We start from the raw sequence: 15,420 nt of genomic DNA, 5'->3' as shown, positions 1-15,420 counted from the left end.
CCCACAACCCGCGCGACAGCTACGCGGTACTGAACAAGGCCAACCCGTCCGGGCACCTGCAGGGCTGGACCGTCGCCCCGGGGCCGTCCGACGGCCAGGACATCGTGCTCCGGTGGTGCGCCCACCTCGGCCACCCGGCCAGTGAGGGCGGCGACGAGTGGCACGTCTGCGGGCCGATCCTGCAGCCCTTCGGACACCCGTGACGGATCGCCGGGCCCGTCAGGCCGGCGGGAGGAGCCGGGTGCCCGGGGGGAGGGAGGCCGCCCGGTCGGCGTCCAGGAGGTAGGCGAGCAGGGTGGCGCGGAAGGCGTCGGCGGCGCGGGTGAGGGGGAGGTCGCGGCCGTGGGCGAGGGCGATGGTGCGGCCGAGGCCGGGCGGGGCGAACGGGGCGGCGTGCAGGCCGGAGCGGGCGGCGACCATGCCGGGGACGACGGCGGGTCCGAGGCCGGCCCGGACGGCGGCCAGCACGGCGTCCATCTCGCCGCCCTCGACGGCGTACGTCGGCTCGAAGCCCGCGGCGCGGCAGGCGGCGAGGGTGGACTCGCGCACGTCGTAGCCCTCCCGGAACATCACCAGGCCGCGGCCGCGCAGGTCGGCGATCCGGGCCCGGCGGCGGGGGAGCGGCTCGGCGGAGACCAGCACCAGGTCCTCGTGCAGCAGCGGGGCGACGGACAGGGCGGCGGGCGCGGCCGACGGGGCGGCGATGATCAGCGCGAGGTCGAGCTCGCCGGCCTCCAGGTCGCGGACCAGGTCGCGCGAGCCGCCCTCGGTCAGCCGGAGGTCCACCCCGGGGTGCAGCGCCCGGTAGGCGCGCAGCACCTCGGGCACCAGGCTGGCGCAGAGCGAGGGCGGCGCCCCGAACCGGACCCGGCCCCGGCGCAGCTGCACCGTCTCGGCGACGGCCCGCCGGGCGCTCTCCGCGTCCGCCAGGATGCGCCGGGCCAGCGGCAGCAGCGCCTGCCCGGCGTCCGTCAGCGAGGTGCCGGAGCGTGAGCGGTGGAACAGCTCCGCGCCCAACTCCCGTTCCAGGGAACGGATCTGCTGCGAGAGTGACGGCTGGGAGACGTGCGTCTGCTCGGCCGCCCGGGTGAAGTGCCGGGCGTCGGCGACCGCGACGAAGTAGGCGAGCTGCTGCAACTGCACACCGGCCATCATAGGCATTGGCTATCGTCAGCAGCGCTTTCATGTCTTGGACAGCGCCTGCGCGCCCGGCCTACCGTCATGCTCATGGCTTCTGCGACCCGGACGAACCGGGCGAATCGAACCCCCGCCCCCGGTCGGACACCCGGGGCCCCCACCCCCGGTCGGCAGCCGTCCACGAAGGCGGCGGCGCTCTGGCACAGCTCCGTCGGCAAGAAGGCGGTGATGGCCGTCAGCGGGCTGGTGATGCTCGCCTACCTGGTCGCCCACATGCTGGGCAACCTCAAGGTGTTCTTCGGCCCGGACGACCTCAACGGCTACGCGCACTGGCTGCGCACCATCGGACAGCCGGTGCTGCACCACGGCTGGTTCCTCTGGCTGGCCCGGCCCGTCCTGCTGGCGGCGGTGGTCGCGCACGGCGTCGCCGCCTACCAGCTCAGCCGCCGCGACCTGAAGGCCCGCCCGCAGCAGTACGCGCACCGCCGCCGGCAGACCAGCTACGCGACCCGGACGATGCGCTGGGGCGGCGTGATCCTCGGCCTGTTCGTCGTCTGGCACATCCTCGACCTGACCACCCTGACGGTGAACCCGCTCGCCGAGGAGGGGTACCCGTACCAGAACATCGTGGCCTCGTTCTCCACCTGGTACGGCGGCGGGATCTACTGCCTGGCGATGCTCGCCCTCGGGCTGCACGTGCGGCACGGCTTCTGGAGCGCCGCGCAGACCCTCGGCGTCAACAACCCGCGCCGCGACCGGGCGCTGAAGCTCGCCGCGAACGGGCTGGCGCTGCTGCTGACCGCCGGCTTCCTGTCGGTGCCGGTGGCCGTGATGGCGGGGCTGGTCCGATGAACCACGACGAGACGAACGCGGGAGAGGCCCCGATGAGCTACCTCGACTACACCGTCGGCGCGCCCGTCGCCGACACCCGGGCCCCGGCCGGGCCGATCGAGCAGCGCTGGGACCAGCGGCGGTTCGAGGCCAAGCTGGTCAACCCGGCCAACCGCCGCAAGCACACCGTGATCGTGGTCGGCACCGGCCTGGCCGGCGGCGCGGCCGGCGCGACGCTCGCCGAACAGGGCTACCACGTCGTCCAGTTCTGCTTCCAGGACTCCCCGCGCCGCGCCCACTCGATCGCCGCGCAGGGCGGCATCAACGCCGCGAAGAACTACCGCAACGACGGCGACTCGATCCGCCGACTCTTCTACGACACCGTCAAGGGCGGCGACTTCCGCGCCCGCGAGTCCAACGTGCACCGCCTGGCGGAGGTCTCGGTGGAGATCATCGACCAGTGCGTGGCCCAGGGCGTGCCGTTCGCCCGCGAGTACGGCGGCCTGCTCGACACCCGCTCCTTCGGCGGCGTCCAGGTCTCCCGCACCTTCTACGCCCGCGGCCAGACCGGCCAGCAGCTGCTGCTCGGCGCCTACCAGGCGCTGTCGCGGCAGATCGCCGCCGGGAACGTCGAGCTGCACGCCCGCACCGAGATGCTCGACCTGGTCGTGATCGACGGCCGGGCGCGCGGCATCGTCGCCCGCGACCTGGTCACCGGCGAGATCCGCACCCATCTGGCGGACGCCGTGGTGCTCGCCACCGGCGGCTACGGCAACGTGTTCTACCTGTCGACGAACGCCAAGAACTCGAACGCGACGGCCGTCTGGCGCGCCCACCGGCGCGGCGCGTACTTCGCCAACCCGTGCTTCACGCAGATCCACCCGACCTGCATCCCGCGCTCCGGCGACCACCAGTCCAAGCTGACGCTGATGAGCGAGTCGCTGCGCAACGACGGCCGGATCTGGGTGCCCAAGGCCAAGGGCGACACCCGCCCGCCGGCGCAGATCCCCGAGGACGAGCGCGACTACTACCTGGAACGCATCTACCCGGCGTTCGGCAACCTGGTGCCCCGCGACATCGCCTCCCGCGCCGCCAAGGTGGTCTGCGACGAGGGCCGCGGCGTCGGCCCCGGCGGGCAGGGGGTGTACCTGGACTTCGCCGACGCCATCGCCCGGCTCGGCCGGGCCGCCGTCGAGGCCAAGTACGGCAACCTGTTCGAGATGTACCAGCGGATCACCGCCGAGGACCCGTACACCGTGCCGATGCGGATCTACCCGGCGATCCACTACACCATGGGCGGACTGTGGGTCGACTACGACCTGCAGACCACCGTCCCCGGCCTGTTCGCCATCGGCGAGGCCAACTTCTCCGACCACGGCGCCAACCGGCTCGGCGCCAGCGCCCTGATGCAGGGCCTCGCCGACGGCTACTTCGTGCTGCCGCCCACCCTCAACGACTACCTGGGCCGCACCCCGCTCGCCCCCGTCCCCGACGACCACCCCCAACTCGCCGAGGTGGAGGCCGAGGTGACCGACCGCCTCCACCTGATCCTCTCGGTGGACGGCGACCGCACCCCCGACTCCTTCCACCGCGAGCTCGGCGAACTCCTGTGGGACAACTGCGGAATGGCCCGCGACGAGGCCGGGCTGCGCCACGCGCTGGCCCGGATCCCCGAGCTGCGCGAGGAGTTCTGGCGGCGGATCAAGGTGCCCGGCACCGGCGCCGAGCTCAACCAGGCGCTGGAGAAGGCCAACCGGCTGGTCGACTACTTCGAGCTCGCCGAACTGATGTGCCTGGACGCGCTGCACCGCGCCGAGTCGTGCGGCGGCCACTTCCGCACCGAGTCCGCCACCCCCGACGGCGAAGCCGCCCGCCGCGACGAGGAGTTCGCCTACGCCGCGGCCTGGGAGTTCACCGGCACCGGCGAGGCCCCCGTCCTGCACAAGGAAGAGCTCGTCTTCGAGCACGTCCACCCCACCCAGCGGAGCTACGCGTGAACCTCACCCTGCGCATCTGGCGCCAGCAAGGCCCGGACACCCCGGGCGAGATGACCGAGTACCGGATCTCCGGCATCAGCGAGGACATGTCCTTCCTGGAGATGCTGGACACCCTCAACGAGGAGCTCATCCTGCGCGGCGAGCGCCCCGTCGCCTTCGACCACGACTGCCGCGAGGGCATCTGCGGGGCCTGCGGCATGGTCATCAACGGCCAGGCCCACGGCCCCGAGCGCACCACCACCTGCCAGCTGCACATGCGGCACTTCAACGACGGCGACACCATCGACGTCGAGCCGTGGCGGGCTGGCGCGTTCCCCGTGGTGCGGGACCTGGTGGTGGACCGCTCCGCGCTCGACCGGATCATCGGCTCCGGCGGCTACATCACCGCGCCCACCGGCTCCGCCCCCGAGGCGCACGCCACCGCTGTCCCCAAGGAGGCCGCCGACCTGGCCTTCGAGCACGCCGAGTGCATCGGCTGCGGGGCCTGCGTGGCCGCCTGCCCCAACGGCTCGGCGATGCTGTTCACCGCCGCCAAGGTGGTCCACCTCAACGTCCTCCCGCAGGGCGCGCCGGAACGCGCCTCGCGGGTGCGGAACATGGTGGGCGCGATGGACGCCGAAGGGTTCGGCGGCTGCACCAACACCGGCGAGTGCGCCACCGCCTGCCCCAAGGGCATCCCGCTGACCGGGATCGCCCGGCTCAACCGCGAGTTCCTGCGGAGCTGAGCCGACTTCAGCGGCCGGCCGGCTCCCCGTACAGGCGGCCCTGGTGGACCTCCGGGGCGCCCGCCAGGTGCTCGGGGAGCCGGTCCAGCACGTCCCTGAGCACCTGCGTGGCGTGGTGGGCGGCCAGCTCCTGCTGGCTCGCCCACAGCTCGTAGAGGAAGATCCGGCCGTCCTCCTGCTCGTGCAGCCGGTACACCAGGCTGCCCGGGCGGGAGCGCGAGGGCTCCACCAACTCGGCCAGCAGGTCCAGCAGTTGCTCGCGGTGGCCGTCCTTCGGAGTGAGGAAGCCGTACAGCGCGACCGGTTCGACAGCGTCGTTGTTCTGGTTCGTCGTCATGTCGATGACCGTAGGATGTGACACCGGTGTGAGGTTCAAGTCGAAGCGGTGTGGGGTGGGTCACATGCGGATCGGGGAGCTGTCCAGGACCACCGGGGTGCCGGTCCGGCTGCTGCGCTACTACGAGCAGCAGGAGCTGCTCACCGCGCACCGCACCCCCGGCGGCCACCGCGAGTACGACGCGGACGCGCCCGTCCAGGTCGGCCGGATCCGTGCGCTGCTCGCCGCCGGGCTGACCAGCCGCACCATCCGCGAGCTGATGCCGTGCTACGAGGACGGCCGGCTGCACCCCTGCGTCCGCGACCGGCTCACCGCCCAGCTCGCCGAACTCGACGCGCGGATCGGCGAGTTGAGCACCGCGCGGGACGCGCTGGCGGACCTCACCGCGCGGGTGCCGCAGGCGGCCTGAGCGACCGTTCGGGTGGGCCCGGGCGGACACGCCCACGATCCGTCCAATCCTGGGGGTCGGCGGCTCCCGACAGGTGTGATCGGACTATCCGATTGTCGGATCATCACACCAGGAGAACTCATGCGTATGCGCAAGACCCTCGCCGCCTCCGGTCTGGCCGTGGCCTGTCTGCTGGTCGGGGCGGGCTCCGCCGCCGCCGACGCCATCGCGGAGGGCGTGGCCGCCAACTCGCCGGGCGTCCTGTCGGGCAACCAGATCCAGATCCCGATCGAGATCCAGGCCAACGTCTGCGGCAACTCGGTGAACCTCATCGGCATCGCCAACCCGGCGTTCGGGAACATCTGCGTCAACCAGTGACCGACGGCCGCTGAGCGGTTCGGGCCCGACGCGCGAGGTGCGCGGCGGGCCCGAACGGCGTCCCGCCGGGTCACTCCGCGAGCGCCGCCGCGGCCGCCCGGACGAAGCCCTCCGGATTGTCCAGCATGATGTTGTGCCCGCAGTCCGGGACGGCCACCACTCGCACCCCGGCCGCCACCAGCCCCTCCGCGCCCAGCTGCGCGGCGTCGGCCTCCGGCACCAGGAAGGTGCGCGGGAGCGTCAGACCGGACAGCACCTCCCGGCTCGACGGCGCGGTGTTGCGGGCCAGGTGGACGGCGCTGCGGTACAGCGCCCGCGGCCCGGCCAGCCGCATGGTGGCCCACCAGTGCGGCCCCGCCAGCTCCGCGAACTCCTCCCGCCCGCCCGCCAGGAACTCCTCCTCGGTGTACGCGGCGATCCCGACGCTGCCGACCTGCCCGGGGCGCGGCTCGGCCGGATCGAGGTTGTTCGCGTCCACCAGCAGCAGCCGCGACACCAGCTGCGGGTGCCGCGCGGCGAGCAGGATCGCCACCGTGCCGCCCATGCTGTGCCCGATCAGCTCCGCACCCGACACGCCCGCCGCCGTCAGCGCGGCGGCCAGCGCGTCGGCGTGCGACTCCAGGCTGTAGTCGAAGCCGTCCGGCCGGTCGCTCAGGCCGTGGCCCAGCAGGTCCACCAGCAGCGAGCGGCGCCCGGCCAGCAGCGGATGGGCCGCCGAGGCCGCGAAGTACGCCGCCCCGCTCGCCCCCAGCCCGTGCACGTACACCCGGGCGGGCTCCCGGCCCTGGAGCTCCACCCAGCGCATCCGATCGCCCTCGGCCGTCACGGTCGCGGAACGCACCGTCCCCCAGCTCCCTCCGTCCCGACCACACCGACGGAGCACGACCCTACCGGGTGCGAACGGCCGGGCGCTCAGTGCTTCTTCGCGCGGCTGGGCTGCACCCGGGCCGGCTCGCCCGGCATCTTCGGGTGGTCCGGCGGGTACGGCAGATCGCCCGCGTCCTGGTGCGCGTACAGCTCCAACACCCGCTCCAGGGAGGCTCGTTGATCGTCCATTCCGGCGTGCACGTCGCCGAGCTCGGCGAACCGCTCGGGGAGGGTGCGCAGCGTGAAGTCGGCGGGGGAGACCCGCTCGACCTCCTCCCAGCGCAGCGGGGCGGAGGCGGTGGCCTGCGGGCGGGGGCGCAGCGAGTAGGCGGAGGCGATGGTGCGGTCGCGGGCCATCTGGTTGTAGTCGACGAAGATCCGCTCGCCGCGTTCCTCCTTCCACCACTTGGTGGTGACCTCGCCGCCGGTGCGGTGCTCCAGCTCGCGGCCGAGCGCGATGACGGCGTGCCGGCAGTCGGTGAACGTCCAGCGCGGCTCGATCGGCACGTACACGTGCAGGCCCCGGCCGCCGGAGGTCTTCGGCCAGCCCGTCAGGCCGAACTCCTCCAGCAGCGGCCGCAGTTGGAGGGCCGCGCGGACGGCGTCGGCGAAGTCGGTGCCGGGCTGCGGGTCGAGGTCGATGCGCAGCTCGTCGGGGTGCTCGGTGTCCGCGCGGCGCACCGGCCACGGGTGGAAGGTCAGGCAGCCGAGGTTGGCCGCCCACAGCACGGCGGCCTCCTCGGTCGGGCAGATCTCGTCGGCGGTGCGGCCCGACGGGAAGGCGATCCGGGCGGTCGGCAGCCACTCCGGCAGGCCCTTCGGCGCGCGCTTCTGGTAGAAGAACTCGCCGTCCACGCCGTCCGGGAAGCGCTGCAGGGTGGTGGGCCGGTCGCGCAGGCCGCGCAGCACGCCCGGGGCGACGGCCAGGTAGTACTCGGCGACGTCCCGCTTGGTGTACCCGGGCTCCGGGTAGTAGATCTTGTCCGGGTTGGACAGCCGCACCGTCCGGCCGCCGACCTCCAGTTCCACAGCAGCAGAAGCCATGCGCTCCACGCTAGGCGCGCCCCGCGCGGGTCGCGCGTCGGCCGTCCCCGGCGCGGGCGCCCCGTCGATGCCGCCGACACGCCGGACGGGTGCAGCGCGCCGTGCGCGCGGCGCGCGGGCCAGCGACCATCGGAGGCATGCAGCTACCCGTAATGCCACCGCTGTCGCCGATGCTCGCCAAGCCCGTGGCCGCCATCCCGCCCGGTATGCAGTACGAGGCGAAGTGGGACGGCTTCCGGGCGATCGTGTTCCGCGACGGCGACGAGATCGAACTCGGCTCGCGCACCGGCAAGTCCCTCACCCGGTACTTCCCCGAAGTGGTGGACGCCGTCCGCGAGCAGCTGCCCGAGCGGTGCGTGGTGGACGGCGAGATCGTCATCGCGCACGACGGGCGGCTGCACTTCGAACAGCTGCTGGAACGCATCCACCCCGCCGCCTCCCGGGTGCGCACCCTCGCCGACCGCACGCCCGCCTCGCTGGTCGCCTTCGACCTGCTCGCCCTCGACGACGACGACCTCACCGCCCACCCGCTGCTCGAACGCCGCGCCGAACTCGGCCAGTTGCTGGCCGGTGCCTCCGCGCCCGTGCACCTCGCGCCCGCCACCACCGACCTGGACACCGCGCGCAGCTGGTTCTCCCGCTTCGAGGGCGCCGGTCTCGACGGCGTGGTCGCCAAGCCGCTCGACGCCCCCTACCGGCCCGGCGAGCGCACCATGTTCAAGGTCAAGCACGCCCGCACCGCCGACTGCGTGGTCGCCGGCTACCGCGAGCACAAGAGCGGCCCCGTCGTCGGCTCCCTGCTGCTCGGCCTGTACGACGACGACGGCCGCCTCCAGCACGTCGGCGTCAGCGCCTCCTTCCCGATGGCCCGCCGCGCTCAACTCGCCGACGAGCTCGCCCCGTTGAGACTCGACCCCGACGACCTGGCCGGCCACCCGTGGGCGGCCTGGGCGGACGAGCAGGCCCAGGCCGGGGCCCGGCTGCCCGGCGCGGTCAGCCGCTGGACCGGCAAGAAGGACCTCTCCTGGGTGCCGCTGCGCCCCGAGCGGGTCTGCGAAGTCGGCTACGACCACATGGAGGGCACCCGGTTCCGGCACACCACCCGGTTCAAGCGCTGGCGGCCCGACCGCACCCCCGCCAGCTGCACCTACGCGCAGCTGGAGGAGCCGGTCTCCTACGACCTGGGCGAGCTGCTGGGCTGAGCGGCCGCCCGTTCGACCAGCACGGCGAAGCCGTCCAGCAGGCGGTCCAGGCCGAAGCCGAAGAGCTGGTCGAGGTCGAAGTCGTAGCCCTCCACGGTGAGCCGCAGGAAGGTCGGGTACGCGGCGACCAACTCCATGAACTGCGACTCCTGCTGATCCATCCAGGCCTCCGCGTCCTGCCCGGTCGCGGCCTCGGCGGCGGCCTCCATCTCCAGGTTGAGCGCGGTGCCCCGCACGTAGTTGAACAGCGTCAGGTACGCCGTGCACACGGTCGACAGGTCCAGGCCCTCGGCGGCCAGGGTCGACAGCACCCACTCGCCGAACGGCAGCGCGTGCGGGACCGGCTGGGGGCGGGTCACCGACAGGGCGGAGGCCAGCCACGGGTGCGCGCGGAATAGCTCCCACAGCGCGCGGGCGGCCAGCTCCAGCCGGGGGCGCCAGGGCAGCGCCGCCTGGTCGGGGGAGAAGGCGACGGCGGTGAAGACCTGGTCCATCATCAGGTGGACCAGGCCCTCCTTGTCGGGCACGTGCCGGTACAGCGACATGGCGGCGGCGTCCAGCTCGGCCGCGACCCGGCGCATCGACAGCGCCTCCAGGCCCTCCGCGTCCGCGACCGCGACTGCCGCCGCGACGATCCGCTCGGCGGTCAGGCCGCCCTCGACGGCGAGCCGGCGCGGGATCTGCCGCTCGCCGGCGGCCGGGCGGGGGGCCGACCGGGCGGGAGCGGCGGCCTCGGCGACCACGGTGCCGACGCCCGGGACGGCCCGCACCAGGCCCCGGCCGCGCAGCTCCGCCAGCGCCTTGGTGGCGGTGGCCATCGCCACGTCCCACCGGCGGGTGATCTCCCGGGTGGACGGCACCCGGTCGCCGGGCCGCAGCTCACCGCGTTCGATGCGCTGCGCCAGTTCGCCCGCGATCTGTTCGTAGCGGTCCACCCGCACCCACCTCCGCACTAGTGCACCGGTCGGCCCATGCTAGCTGGCCGGCGCGGCCCGACACCAGCTTCCGGCCTGCTCGCGGCCGTCTGGTGCACTAGTGCGGCGGTACGGAAATCCTGCTGGAAACGATTGCGCAGTGCGGTGCGTACGGCGTACGTTCAGTGGCATGAAGAACGCGGACATCCTCGTCTCCGGCGGCGGCATCGCCGGACCCACGCTGGCGTACTGGCTACGCAAGGCCGGCTTCCGTCCCGTCGTGGTGGAACGCGCCCCCGCCCCTCGGCCCGGCGGGCAGTCGGTCGACCTGCGTGGCGCCGGACGCACCGTCGTCGAACGGATGGGCCTGCTCGACCAGGTCCGGCAGGTCGCCGTGGAGCAGCGCGGCCTCGCCCTGGTCGACCGGAACGGCCGGCGGATCGCCGAGCTGCCCACCGAGCTGTTCGGCGGCGAAGGCATCGTCTCCGACCTCGAAGTCCTCCGCGACGACCTGGCCGGGGTGCTGTACCGGGCCACCGCCGACGACGTCGAGTACCTGTTCGACGACACCGTCACCGCGATGCGGGAGGACGCCGACGGCGTGCACGTCGCCTTCGAGAAAGCCCCGCCCCGCCGCTTCGACCTGGTGGTCGGCGCGGACGGCCTGCACTCCGCCGTCCGCCGCCTGGCCTTCGGCCCCGAATCCGAACTGGTCTCCCCGCTCGGCTGCTACACCGCCTGGTTCACCGCCCGCACCGACCTGGACCTCGACGGCTGGTTCCTGATGTACAACGCCCCCGGCGGCCTGGTCGCCTCGGCCCGCCCCGGCCGGCTGCCCGGCGAGGTCAAGGCCGGTTTCAGCTTCCGCTCCGGCCCGCTCACCCACGACCGCCGCGACCGCGCCGCCCAGCAGCGCCTGCTCGCCGACCGCTTCACCGGCCGCGGCTGGGAGTGCGACCGGCTGCTCGCCGCGATGGCCGACGCCGACGACTTCTTCCTCGAATCCCTCGGCCAGGTCCGCCTCGACGGCCACACCCGCGGCCGCGTCGCCCTGATCGGCGACGCCGCCTGCTGCCCCACCCCCCTCACCGGCCTCGGCACCAGCCTCGCCCTGGTCGGCGCCTACCTGCTGGCCGGTGAACTCGCCACCGCCCGCGGCGACTTCACCACCGCCTTCGCCCGCTACCAGCAGCGGATGAAGCCCTACGCCGCCAAGGCCCAGGAACTCCCCCCGGGCGGCGTCGCCGGCTACGCCCCCAACCACCGCGCCATGATCGCCCTCCGCGCGGCCTCGATGCGCTGGATGACCCGCCGCCCCTTCCGCACCCTGATGGAGGCCCAGGCGGCGAAGGCGGGCGACGTGGAACTGCCGGACTACGCCCGTGTGTCGGCGACGCAAGGGAGCTGAACGGGCGGCGGGCCACGCCGGTCAGGGCGTGGTCAGGGGGCGGTGCACAGCACCGTGGCGAACAGCGACCGCTCGACCAGGCCGGTGTTCTTCGCCCAGACCGTCCAGCCGGTGGCCGTCGGGTCCGAGGTGGTCAGGAAGGCGTCCTCGCCCGCCGATCCGCCTCCGCTCAGCGGCACCTTGCCCTCCGGGCACTCCGCGTGCGCGGTTCCCGCCGCTCCCGGCGCCAGCTTGACGGTGGCGCTGGGCTTCCAGACCGGCTCCGTGTCGGAGCAGATGACGAACGTCCGGAGGTACGAAGGGGGAGCGGCCGGATCGAAGTCCGTGTACTTCGCCTGCGTGTTCCACGACCTGATGTCGCCGGAGGTCGAGCCCTCGACGAAGGTGCGGGGGCCCGCGTCGAACCCGCCGCCCACCGCGAACCTGGTGTTGTCGCAGCTCGCGCGGCCGGACACGGGCTCCCCGGGGTCGAGGGGGACCTCCGCGCCGTTCTGCACGGTGAGGCTGCCGTCGGTCGAGCAGATCACGTGGGGATGGACGGTCTGCACCTCGGGGCTCGCGTTGAAGACCATCACCCGCCAGCCGTTGGCCGTCGGGTGCAGCTCCGACTTCCTGACGAACACCGCGCTCTGGAAGTCCGACTGGATGTTCGCGCCGCCCCCGGTCGGCCTCGTCCCCTCCGGGCAGAACGCCGCCACCGTCCCCTCCCGCCCCGGAAACAGGACGAGCGGATGCCCGGGCGTCTGGCCGACGCTGCGGGGCGCCGCAGCCGGGCCGCCGCTCGCGTGGGCGTGCGGCACGGCCGACGGAAGGGCTGCGGCCAGGACCGCGCCGGTCGCCAGCGCGGTGGTGCGGAACAGTCTCACTTCGATCTCCTCGTGGTGCGGAACGGGAGGAGAGAGGTTCCCCGCCGCACGACCGCATGACCGGCGGTCCTCCGGATGCGCCCGATCGTTCATACGTTCGGGGCGGGGGAGGGAGGGTGGCGCGGGGACGGCCCCGGTCCTCGTGGGGGAGGAGCGGGGCCGTCGTGGTGCGGTGGGTCAGCCGGTGAAGCCGGCGGTGATGGTGCTGAACTGCCAGTCGCTCTGGGCGATGCCGGAGCAGGTCTCCTGCAGGCCGCCGCCGGGGCAGCCGCGGTCGCGGTTGACGGACCAGAAGGCGAGGCGGGCGATGTGGTTGGTGTTGGCCCAGTCGCGGATCGCGGTCCAGTTGGCGATCGAGGTGGTCTCGTTGTTGTCGCTGAGACCGTTCATGCCGGAGATGCCCAGGTGCGAGTAGGCGGTGGCGTCGTCCCAGCCGTACACCGACTTCAGCTTGTTCTTCAGGCCGTTCGCCGCGCTGACGGTGGCGGCGTACATGTCGGTCGAGGCGTTGCCGAAGTCGAACGGCATGATGGTGAAGACGTCGATGTCCGCGCCGAGCGCCTTGGACTGCTCGATCAGCCGGTTGCCGGGCGCCGTCGGGCCGCTGATGGCGGTGCCGAAGGTGACGATGGTGCGGATGCCCGGGTTCTTCTGCTTGACGATCTTCAGCGCGTTCAGGATGCGGTCCTGGACGGTGTAGTTCTCGAACTCGTCGGTGTTCTCGATGTCGATGTCGATCGCCTTCAACTGGTAGGCGTCGATGACCTTCTGGTAGGCCGCGGCCAGCGCGGTGGCGTCCGCGCAGGCCGGGCCGAGCTTGTTGCCCGACCAGCCGCCGAAGGACGGGACGACGTCACCGCCGGCCGCCCGCACCGCGTTGATGGTCTGCTGGTCGACGCCGTTCAGCAGCGGCCGCTGGCTGTCCCAGGTCGGGTTGCAGCCGTTCTGCGCCAGCACGAACGCCAGGGTGAACCACTTGACGCCGCTGGCGTTCATCACCGTGGTCGGCGACGGCGGGTTGCCCCAGCCGTTGTACAGGTACGGCGCGGCCTGCTTGAAGCCGCCCGGCGTGCCGCCGCCGGTCGAAGGGGTGGTCACCGCGAGGGAGTTGGAGGCCGCCGAGGCGTTGCCGGCGGCGTCGTGCGCCTTGACGGTGAAGGTGTAGGCGGTCGAGGCGGTCAGCCCGGTGACGGTGGCGCTGGTGCCGGTGACGGTGGTCGCCAGCGTGCCGTTGCGGTACACGTCGTAACCGGTCACGCCGACGTTGTCGGTGGACGCGCCCCAGGACAGCGAGACCTGGGTGGCGGCGGTGGCGGTCGCCACCAGGTTGCTCGGCGCGGTCGGCGCCTGGGTGTCGGTGACGGGGCCGCCGCCGGGACCGTCCAGCGAGACGTCGTCCGCGTAGTAGGTGCCCTGGCCGAACCACCCGTTCAGGTACACCTCGGCGCTGGTCTGGGAGGCGCCGGTGGTGAACGTCACCGACAGCTGCTTCCAGTCGGACGCGGACGGCGTCCAGGTCGAACCGGCGCCCGTCACGCCCAGGTACACGTAGTTGCCGCGCACCCAACTCGACAGCGTGTACGTGGTGTTGGGCTGCACCGCGACGGTCTGCGCGCACTTGGCGGTGTCGCCCGCGGTGACCGCGCCGGCCAGCGCCTTCGAGCCGCCGTGCACGGGGGTGGAGACCACCGAGCCGGCGCCGCCCGAGCAGGACCAGCCGCTCAGCGTGCCGGACTCGAAGCCGGGGTTGGTCAGGATGTTCGCGGCACTCGCGGAACTCGGGACGGCCGCGACCGCGGCGCCCGCCAGGAGCAGCGCCGCTGCTCCGACGGACGTGGCACGGCGATTGAGGGCAAGCATGGGGGACCTCCAGTGGGGGATGGGGGTTGGAGGTGCGGGGAGCGCGCCTACAAAATGGACTGGACCAATCGTCACTGTCAAGACCAGGTCAAGGGGCGGACGCCGAGCTGACCCGCCGTCAAGATCCCGAGCACTGCTCCGTCCGGGTGCCTTCCGGCACGCCGCCGACCGCCCCGCAGCGCTGCTCGGGCACGATCGTTCAGCCCTGCTGTGGCACCCGTTAAGAATTCCTCGATGGACCGCACCCGCCGTGACCAGGCAGATTTCACCCTGCCCGGTCCGGTGGCCGCCGACCCGCCGGGCCGCCCACGGGACTGCCGAGCACGCAGACCCGCCCCGGACCTGCCGCCCCCGCAGGCCCGAACGGACCTGCCGACCACAGGCCCGCCCCCACTTCGCGTCAGGAGCCCTCGCAGTGAAGGCACTCGTCAAGCTGGACGCCGCCCCCGGCCTGTGGATGACCGACGTCCCGGAGCCCGAGATCGGCCCGGGCGACGTCCTGATCAAGGTCCTGCGCACCGGCATCTGCGGCACCGACCTGCACATCCGCAAGTGGGACGGCTGGGCCCAGCAGACCATCAAGACCCCGATGACCATCGGCCACGAGTTCGTCGGCGAGGTCGCCGCGCTCGGCGCCGCCGTCACCGACATCAACATCGGCGACCTGGTCAGCGGCGAGGGCCACCTGGTCTGCGGCAAGTGCCGCAACTGCCTGGCCGGCCGCCGCCACCTGTGCCGCAACACCATCGGCCTGGGCGTCAACCGGGACGGCGCGTTCGCCGAGTACGTCGCGCTGCCCGCCTCCAACGTCTGGGTGCACCGCGTCCCCGTCGACCTCGACGTCGCCGCGATCTTCGACCCGTTCGGCAACGCCGTGCACACCGCGCTGTCCTTCCCGCTGGTCGGCGAGGACGTCCTGGTCACCGGCGCCGGCCCGATCGGCATCATGGCCGCCGCCGTCGCCAAGCACGCCGGCGCCCGAAACGTGATGATCACCGACGTCTCCCCGTACCGCCTGGAGCTGGCCCGCAAGCTCGGCGTCACGCTCGCCCTGGACGTCTCGCAGCACACCATCGAGGACGGCCAGCACCAGCTCGGCCTGCGCGAGGGCTTCGACGTCGGCCTGGAGATGTCCGGCCGCCCCGAGGCGATGCAGTCGATGATCGCCAACATGACGCACGGCGGAAAGATCGCCATGCTCGGCCTGCCCGCCGACCAGTTCCCGATCGACTGGTCCGCGGTGGTCACCTCGATGCTCACCATCAAGGGCATCTACGGCCGCGAGATGTTCGAGACCTGGTACGCGATGTCCGTGCTGCTCGAAGGCGGACTCGACCTCAGCCCGGTGATCACCGGCCGGCACCCCGTCCAGGAGTTCGAAGCCGCCTTCGACGAGGCCGCTGGCGGCAACTGCGGCAAGGTCATCCTCGACTGGACCACGCTCTAAATCGCAAGCTCGGCAAGCC

At 72.8% G+C, this 15,420-nt stretch carries 15 protein-coding genes; 8 read left to right on the top strand and 7 right to left on the bottom strand.

Annotated elements, in window-relative coordinates; all coding sequences use genetic code 11:
* Positions 1 to 219: 219 nt before the first annotated feature.
* The gene (locus ACWEMJ_RS02505) at positions 220 to 1,143 is read right to left on the bottom strand and encodes a LysR family transcriptional regulator (protein ID WP_452135069.1); all 924 of its coding nucleotides are present in this window, start codon (positions 1,141 to 1,143) and stop codon (positions 220 to 222) included.
* Between the two features lie 84 nt (positions 1,144 to 1,227).
* Between ACWEMJ_RS02505 and ACWEMJ_RS02500 the strand changes: the two genes are divergently transcribed.
* The 3 genes from ACWEMJ_RS02500 to ACWEMJ_RS02490 are packed head-to-tail and all read left to right on the top strand — an operon-like array spanning position 1,228 to position 4,690.
* Entirely contained in the window at positions 1,228 to 1,989 is a 762-nt protein-coding gene (locus ACWEMJ_RS02500; protein ID WP_452135068.1) for a succinate dehydrogenase cytochrome b subunit, read from the top strand.
* Positions 1,990 to 2,021: 32 nt separating this feature from the next.
* Positions 2,022 to 3,965 carry a fumarate reductase/succinate dehydrogenase flavoprotein subunit gene (locus ACWEMJ_RS02495; RefSeq protein WP_452135067.1) on the top strand — a complete coding sequence of 648 codons (1,944 nt, stop codon included), beginning with the start codon at positions 2,022 to 2,024 and terminating at the stop codon, positions 3,963 to 3,965.
* The gene (locus ACWEMJ_RS02490; RefSeq protein ID WP_452135066.1) at positions 3,962 to 4,690 is read left to right on the top strand and encodes a succinate dehydrogenase/fumarate reductase iron-sulfur subunit; all 729 of its coding nucleotides are present in this window, start codon (positions 3,962 to 3,964) and stop codon (positions 4,688 to 4,690) included. Before ACWEMJ_RS02495 ends, ACWEMJ_RS02490 begins: the two co-directional genes overlap by 4 nt.
* Positions 4,691 to 4,697: 7 nt before the next feature.
* Here the strand turns inward: ACWEMJ_RS02490 and ACWEMJ_RS02485 are convergent, their stop codons facing one another.
* Positions 4,698 to 5,027 carry a putative quinol monooxygenase gene (locus ACWEMJ_RS02485; RefSeq protein WP_452135065.1) on the bottom strand — a complete coding sequence of 110 codons (330 nt, stop codon included), beginning with the start codon at positions 5,025 to 5,027 and terminating at the stop codon, positions 4,698 to 4,700.
* Positions 5,028 to 5,091: 64 nt separating this feature from the next.
* Here ACWEMJ_RS02485 and ACWEMJ_RS02480 point away from each other — a divergent pair, with 64 nt between their 5' ends.
* Together ACWEMJ_RS02480 and ACWEMJ_RS02475 are read left to right on the top strand one after the other, a co-directional pair.
* Positions 5,092 to 5,436: a MerR family transcriptional regulator gene (locus tag ACWEMJ_RS02480; RefSeq protein WP_452135064.1), complete on the top strand. Its 345-nt coding sequence runs from the start codon at positions 5,092 to 5,094 to the stop codon at positions 5,434 to 5,436.
* Positions 5,437 to 5,562: 126 nt separating this feature from the next.
* Positions 5,563 to 5,793: a chaplin gene (locus ACWEMJ_RS02475; protein ID WP_452135171.1), complete on the top strand. Its 231-nt coding sequence runs from the start codon at positions 5,563 to 5,565 to the stop codon at positions 5,791 to 5,793.
* Between the two features lie 70 nt (positions 5,794 to 5,863).
* On the opposite strand, the gene ACWEMJ_RS02470 is transcribed toward ACWEMJ_RS02475, so the two are convergent.
* Positions 5,864 to 6,634, bottom strand: a complete 771-nt coding sequence (locus tag ACWEMJ_RS02470; protein ID WP_452135063.1) for an alpha/beta fold hydrolase — start codon at positions 6,632 to 6,634, stop codon at positions 5,864 to 5,866.
* A 71-nt stretch (positions 6,635 to 6,705) separates the two neighbouring features.
* A complete protein-coding gene (ligD, locus tag ACWEMJ_RS02465; RefSeq protein WP_452135062.1) occupies positions 6,706 to 7,704 on the bottom strand; it encodes a non-homologous end-joining DNA ligase in 999 nt (332 codons plus the stop codon).
* Positions 7,705 to 7,841: 137 nt separating this feature from the next.
* On the opposite strand from ligD, the gene ACWEMJ_RS02460 reads away from it, so the two are divergent.
* On the top strand, positions 7,842 to 8,906 hold the full coding sequence (locus ACWEMJ_RS02460) for an ATP-dependent DNA ligase (RefSeq protein WP_452135061.1): 1,065 nt from the start codon (positions 7,842 to 7,844) through the stop codon (positions 8,904 to 8,906).
* Here ACWEMJ_RS02460 and ACWEMJ_RS02455 read toward each other — a convergent pair.
* On the bottom strand, positions 8,879 to 9,841 hold the full coding sequence (locus tag ACWEMJ_RS02455; RefSeq protein ID WP_452135060.1) for a TetR/AcrR family transcriptional regulator C-terminal domain-containing protein: 963 nt from the start codon (positions 9,839 to 9,841) through the stop codon (positions 8,879 to 8,881). The two genes, ACWEMJ_RS02460 and ACWEMJ_RS02455, sit on opposite strands and share 28 nt — an antisense overlap.
* Positions 9,842 to 10,010: 169 nt before the next feature.
* On the opposite strand from ACWEMJ_RS02455, the gene ACWEMJ_RS02450 reads away from it, so the two are divergent.
* Entirely contained in the window at positions 10,011 to 11,228 is a 1,218-nt protein-coding gene (locus ACWEMJ_RS02450; protein ID WP_452135059.1) for an FAD-dependent monooxygenase, read from the top strand.
* 32 nt (positions 11,229 to 11,260) lie between these two features.
* Here the strand turns inward: ACWEMJ_RS02450 and ACWEMJ_RS02445 are convergent, their stop codons facing one another.
* On the bottom strand, positions 11,261 to 12,094 hold the full coding sequence (locus tag ACWEMJ_RS02445; protein WP_452135058.1) for a hypothetical protein: 834 nt from the start codon (positions 12,092 to 12,094) through the stop codon (positions 11,261 to 11,263).
* 177 nt (positions 12,095 to 12,271) lie between these two features.
* Positions 12,272 to 13,954 (bottom strand): carbohydrate binding domain-containing protein, encoded by a 1,683-nt coding sequence (locus ACWEMJ_RS02440; RefSeq protein WP_452135057.1) that lies wholly within the window; start codon positions 13,952 to 13,954, stop codon positions 12,272 to 12,274.
* A 415-nt stretch (positions 13,955 to 14,369) separates the two neighbouring features.
* Between ACWEMJ_RS02440 and tdh the strand changes: the two genes are divergently transcribed.
* Positions 14,370 to 15,401, top strand: a complete 1,032-nt coding sequence (gene tdh / locus ACWEMJ_RS02435) for an L-threonine 3-dehydrogenase (protein ID WP_452135056.1) — start codon at positions 14,370 to 14,372, stop codon at positions 15,399 to 15,401.
* The last annotated feature ends 19 nt before the right edge of the window (positions 15,402 to 15,420 follow it).

It is taken from the genome of Kitasatospora sp. NPDC004531 (assembly GCF_053602195.1).
The sequence above is the reverse complement of the archived record's forward strand: the minus strand, read 5'-3'. Positions and strand labels throughout refer to the sequence as shown.

Excerpts from the sequence above, each read along its gene's own strand:
- ACWEMJ_RS02450 (WP_452135059.1), top strand. The coding sequence starts at position 10,011 with ATGAAGAACGCGGACATCCTCGTCTCCGGCGGCGGCATCGCCGGACCC.
- ACWEMJ_RS02460 (WP_452135061.1), top strand. The coding sequence starts at position 7,842 with ATGCAGCTACCCGTAATGCCACCGCTGTCGCCGATGCTCGCCAAGCCC.
- ligD (WP_452135062.1), bottom strand. The coding sequence starts at position 7,704 with ATGGCTTCTGCTGCTGTGGAACTGGAGGTCGGCGGCCGGACGGTGCGG.
- ACWEMJ_RS02495 (WP_452135067.1), top strand. The coding sequence starts at position 2,022 with ATGAGCTACCTCGACTACACCGTCGGCGCGCCCGTCGCCGACACCCGG.
- ACWEMJ_RS02475 (WP_452135171.1), top strand. The coding sequence starts at position 5,563 with ATGCGCAAGACCCTCGCCGCCTCCGGTCTGGCCGTGGCCTGTCTGCTG.
- ACWEMJ_RS02440 (WP_452135057.1), bottom strand. The coding sequence starts at position 13,954 with ATGCTTGCCCTCAATCGCCGTGCCACGTCCGTCGGAGCAGCGGCGCTG.
- ACWEMJ_RS02480 (WP_452135064.1), top strand. The coding sequence starts at position 5,092 with ATGCGGATCGGGGAGCTGTCCAGGACCACCGGGGTGCCGGTCCGGCTG.
- ACWEMJ_RS02485 (WP_452135065.1), bottom strand. The coding sequence starts at position 5,027 with ATGACGACGAACCAGAACAACGACGCTGTCGAACCGGTCGCGCTGTAC.
- ACWEMJ_RS02500 (WP_452135068.1), top strand. The coding sequence starts at position 1,228 with ATGGCTTCTGCGACCCGGACGAACCGGGCGAATCGAACCCCCGCCCCC.